This is a genomic window from uncultured Campylobacter sp. (genome assembly GCF_938045595.1).
Taxonomy (GTDB): domain Bacteria; phylum Campylobacterota; class Campylobacteria; order Campylobacterales; family Campylobacteraceae; genus Campylobacter_B.
The window spans coordinates 1-3,904 of the sequence record NZ_CALIBB010000087.1 but is presented as its reverse complement, the minus strand read 5'-3'; the positions used below and the strand labels follow the sequence as shown (position 1 = coordinate 3,904).

Genomic DNA, 3,904 nt, shown 5'->3' with positions numbered 1-3,904 from the left:
TCCCCGTGAGTGAAATTTGACGCTCATTATAGCGAAAAATGGGATTAAATCAAGCTCAGCGCATAGAGAGGTACTATATTTATTTTGCTAGGACTTAAAAGATACGAAATTTTAGAAAATACCTCTTTCCTTAAATATTTTCATTATAAAATTTTTAAAAGTAATACACATAGCAGCCTCGGTCATCGTATATATCAAATAAAATCGAAAATTTATCTTTATTGTTTACGGCCAATTGAACTCTAATGTTCAAAGAGGGCTCTTTTGCCAGCTCAAAATTAAAATGGCGCAGCAGTATGGACCTCAAAAAATTTGGCTCAAGCGCCTTTTCTTTTATAAAGATAACGCCCGCTCTGGCGCCGTTTTTATAAAGCTTAGCTTTTGTGTATTGCCCCTTCATATTTTTAAGAAGATATTCTTCTATTTTCTCATCTCTTTCCCAAAAAAGAATTTTATAAACTACACTATCTAAGTGGCTTGCTTTTGAAATTAAAAACATAACTAGCCTTATTTTAGCCTCGACATCGATATTTTCAAAATCTATTCTTGATCTGGCTACGCCTCTTTTATTTCTACTTATTTTTCTAAATTCTATATCGAAATTAGTTGGATCTATAATGCTTTTTATCATTGTCATCGCCTTTCAAAGCCCTTTTGCTGCGTGATACTATACAAGCTCGCTTTAAAATCCTTATCTACTTTTTCCATTTAAATTTAAACCTCTTTCGCTTAATTTTTATAAAATTTTCCAGTTGCTTATCGGTAAAATTTAAAATCTCTTTTCGGTTTTGTAAATTTACATAGGTGTGCCTTATATCGCAATTACCGACAAAGGCGGCTTCCCAGTTCTTAATTAGCCAACTCGAGCTTATCGCATATTCCCGTCCTTTATTCGAGCGCATTTTATCGCTATAGCCAATAGGCGCAAACATACCGGAATAAAACCCCTCCAGATAGGGTAGTCTCGGGCATCCTTCCGTATCGGTTGCGACTATAAATTTTATCTTTCGATCATATGGACGAAAAGCCTTGTGACACTCTATAATATCTCCATTTTTTAGATCGTCTTTGAATTCTAAAAATTTATAAGTAAATTTTGCAGGAATTTTATCATTTATCCTTTTGTATTCGGCTAAAAAACTATCGTAATAAGAAAATATGCTTATATTTCTGGGCGACTCTGGATCACATACAAAATCTAAATTCTCCAATATCCACTTTTTAGAAATCAGACCATTATTATTTTTCGCATTAGCTTCGGGCGGCAATACTATAAACTCCCCCGAATTATCGCCGTTTATACGTAGCAGATTATTCCAGCTACAAAATAAAAACCGCCTTTGACCGATCTGCAGTATATCGCCCTCCGCGAAAATTTCTCTAAAATTATTAATCGAAAATTTCCTTCTACCTCTTACGGGTATTATCTTTTTATAATTTCTTTCCATGGTCTTTCTTCTGTTTTATTATTAAATCGCGGCACACTCGCTAAATTCCTAAATGCAAAATATATAAATCATTTTTAATTGCCGAATCGATTAGTTCCAATAGACTGTCTAATTGCTCGATAACCGAGGATTTATTTAACACACAATTTTTATCAAAAACAATTTGCTCATCCGCGCTCAAGAAAAGCGACCTCCAAGAGCATATTATATCTCTAAATTTAGCTTTATCTTCTATCCAGCTATAGCCATAGTAATTTAGACCTTTTTTCAAATTTACCTCATCGTTCCATGTGGTTTGCACCCACTCAAGAGAGTACGAAATATGAAGTATCAGATCATCGCTAATTACTACACTAAGCTCTTTAGAGAAGATATTTTCTTTTGTCTTTTTGAGTAAAAATTCATGTTTAGGCATAAGACTCCTTATTGTTTTAAAATATGACTTTAATAAAGCTCGATCTAGCTATTCGCCAAATTCCATCCAGGCTGCGGCATATTCTTGTGTCTCATTTCTAAAATATTTGCTAATTATATTATATTCGTCTTCTTTCGCAATATTTATAATTGTTTCAACAAAGCCGGTGCAAAACGCCGTACCGATATATTCGTCTTCGCTTGCCGCTCCCTTTTCCACAAAATCAAAAATTTCATTTCTTGTCTTTTCGTCCAAATCATCAAAAATTTTAATCGTAGTTTCTGCAAAAGATGCAAGCAACCACAATAAGCTAGGTATGTACTCCATATCGAAAGGAAATATCTGCTCTTGATAGGCGCTAAAATACGCCCTATTTTTCTTTATAAAGAAATAGATATATTCCTCATACTTGCCCAAATCAGTCTCTATTAAGCGCATTTGCCAATCCTTATAAAATTCCATTATAATACTTCCCCCAAAATTTTATAGCGCTTTTTATCTCCTTTTCAAAATGTTTGAATGGTATATAAATTTCTTCTTGTTCGTAGGGTTTTAACTTTTTATATTTCTTGGAATGCGTAATTCTCGCAATATCTTCATAATTTTTTTGCAAAAAATCTATGATTATTTTTACCTCATCTCTGCTAAATTGTTTCGCTCGCGCCCGCCGCATAGGCGGTGCAAATGCTTGAATAAACATATCTTCTATAATCGCTTTATCGCCGAAGTGCTCATAAAAATCAATAAAATCCAGGATATAATACCTAAAAGCATAGTCATTGAAAACCTGCAAATCTCCCGATAAAAGTTTGATCGTGCTATGGTCTAAATCACACAGATCTTTACCGCACAAATCTTGCTCTACAAACTCATCCTTTTGTATAGGATTCGTTATAATTTCCGGCTTTTGCAGTTTAAGTCGCGCCTTTAGCGCTTTTATTCTATTCGATAAGTTCATTTTGTCCTCCTTTTTAGAAAGCATAAAATTTGAGCTTGGCTTATAATGCTCTTTTACTCTTAATAGATATATCAAATACAGGATCAATCCTATGATAAGTAGTAGTTGCATAATGACGGATTGGGTTGTGGCTACGACATAGACCTTCCCTCCGCGATAACCGCCTTCCGTTAATAGTTTATGAAAATTTAAAGACGATAGGATAATAAAAAATATCGTCATTACAATTCTTACCGGTTTCATGGTTTTAAATTATCCTTATATGAAATTCTAAGGACGGTTTATCGCCTTTTATCCAATCAAAGTCCAAGAATTTCATCGATAAATACGCCTCACTAACGATTCAAACTCATTCATCTAAAAAATACACGTCATTATCTAAATTTATATCGTTATCCGCTAATTGCCTTAGCAAGCCCGTATCGTAGTATAGGCCCGGCAAGTTGCTGTGGCTGTAAATCACGACTCTTAGCAGCTTTTTTACGCTTTGTAATTTTATACTCCTTGCGACATTTATGTCTGCCAAGAATTTTTTAATTAGATCTCCGGCAGAAGGTATATCATAAAATTTTCCCTCTATGCTAAAGCCAAAATTTCTGTATTTTAAAATAGAACCTTTTAGTTTCAAATCTCCTTTTTGCCAGACTTTTGTTGCAGATATGCCGTTGCTGCTTATTGTTTCGGATAGATCCCTATCGCTTTCGATCGATAGGATTAGGATTACTTTGTTGCTTTTCAAGATCGCTCCTAAAATTTTTTATATCCCATCTACGCACACATCGGCATTCGGCTCGGCGCACATTTTTATATTTATCCGAATATGAGCAAAACCAACATATTCTGTATTGTAAGCTAAAATTTTCATTTGGATACCCGCCCGGGGCAAATGACTGGGCAGTATGCAAAGTCATCTCCGTTTCTAGCGCGATAATTGGTGATATATTCGATCGCCACTTCGAATGCATTGTCATCTTCCGCTTTAGTGCCCCAGTAGTCGTATGTGATGATGGGCTCATTGCCGCTTAAGCGATATACGTCTCCTCCTACGATAATCATACCTTTATCTCTTGTGATTTTTAGCAC

Annotated in this window: 6 protein-coding genes and 1 pseudogene; all 7 read right to left on the bottom strand. The window is 34.8% G+C overall.

Going from position 1 to position 3,904, the window contains the following annotated elements; genetic code table 11:
* Positions 1-154: 154 nt before the first annotated feature.
* Positions 155-631, bottom strand: coding sequence for a hypothetical protein (locus Q0340_RS03405; RefSeq protein WP_298082164.1), 477 nt, complete (start codon positions 629-631; stop codon positions 155-157).
* A 64-nt stretch (positions 632-695) separates the two neighbouring features.
* Entirely contained in the window at positions 696-1,448 is a 753-nt protein-coding gene (locus Q0340_RS03400) for a hypothetical protein (protein ID WP_298082163.1), read from the bottom strand.
* Positions 1,449-1,488: 40 nt separating this feature from the next.
* Positions 1,489-1,863: a hypothetical protein gene (locus tag Q0340_RS03395; protein ID WP_298082162.1), complete on the bottom strand. Its 375-nt coding sequence runs from the start codon at positions 1,861-1,863 to the stop codon at positions 1,489-1,491.
* 48 nt (positions 1,864-1,911) lie between these two features.
* Positions 1,912-2,301: a hypothetical protein gene (locus Q0340_RS03390; RefSeq protein ID WP_298082161.1), complete on the bottom strand. Its 390-nt coding sequence runs from the start codon at positions 2,299-2,301 to the stop codon at positions 1,912-1,914.
* A 10-nt stretch (positions 2,302-2,311) separates the two neighbouring features.
* Positions 2,312-3,064, bottom strand: a complete 753-nt coding sequence (locus tag Q0340_RS03385; protein WP_298082160.1) for a hypothetical protein — start codon at positions 3,062-3,064, stop codon at positions 2,312-2,314.
* Between the two features lie 106 nt (positions 3,065-3,170).
* The gene (locus tag Q0340_RS03380; protein ID WP_298082159.1) at positions 3,171-3,560 is read right to left on the bottom strand and encodes a hypothetical protein; all 390 of its coding nucleotides are present in this window, start codon (positions 3,558-3,560) and stop codon (positions 3,171-3,173) included.
* 122 nt (positions 3,561-3,682) lie between these two features.
* A pseudogene (locus Q0340_RS03375) lies at positions 3,683-3,904 on the bottom strand (aminotransferase); the annotation flags it as partial.

Coding starts and splice junctions, on each gene's coding strand:
- Q0340_RS03405 (WP_298082164.1), bottom strand. CDS start 631: ATGATAAAAAGCATTATAGATCCAACTAATTTCGATATAGAATTTAGA.
- Q0340_RS03390 (WP_298082161.1), bottom strand. CDS start 2,301: ATGCGCTTAATAGAGACTGATTTGGGCAAGTATGAGGAATATATCTAT.
- Q0340_RS03395 (WP_298082162.1), bottom strand. CDS start 1,863: ATGCCTAAACATGAATTTTTACTCAAAAAGACAAAAGAAAATATCTTC.
- Q0340_RS03400 (WP_298082163.1), bottom strand. CDS start 1,448: ATGGAAAGAAATTATAAAAAGATAATACCCGTAAGAGGTAGAAGGAAA.
- Q0340_RS03385 (WP_298082160.1), bottom strand. CDS start 3,064: ATGAAACCGGTAAGAATTGTAATGACGATATTTTTTATTATCCTATCG.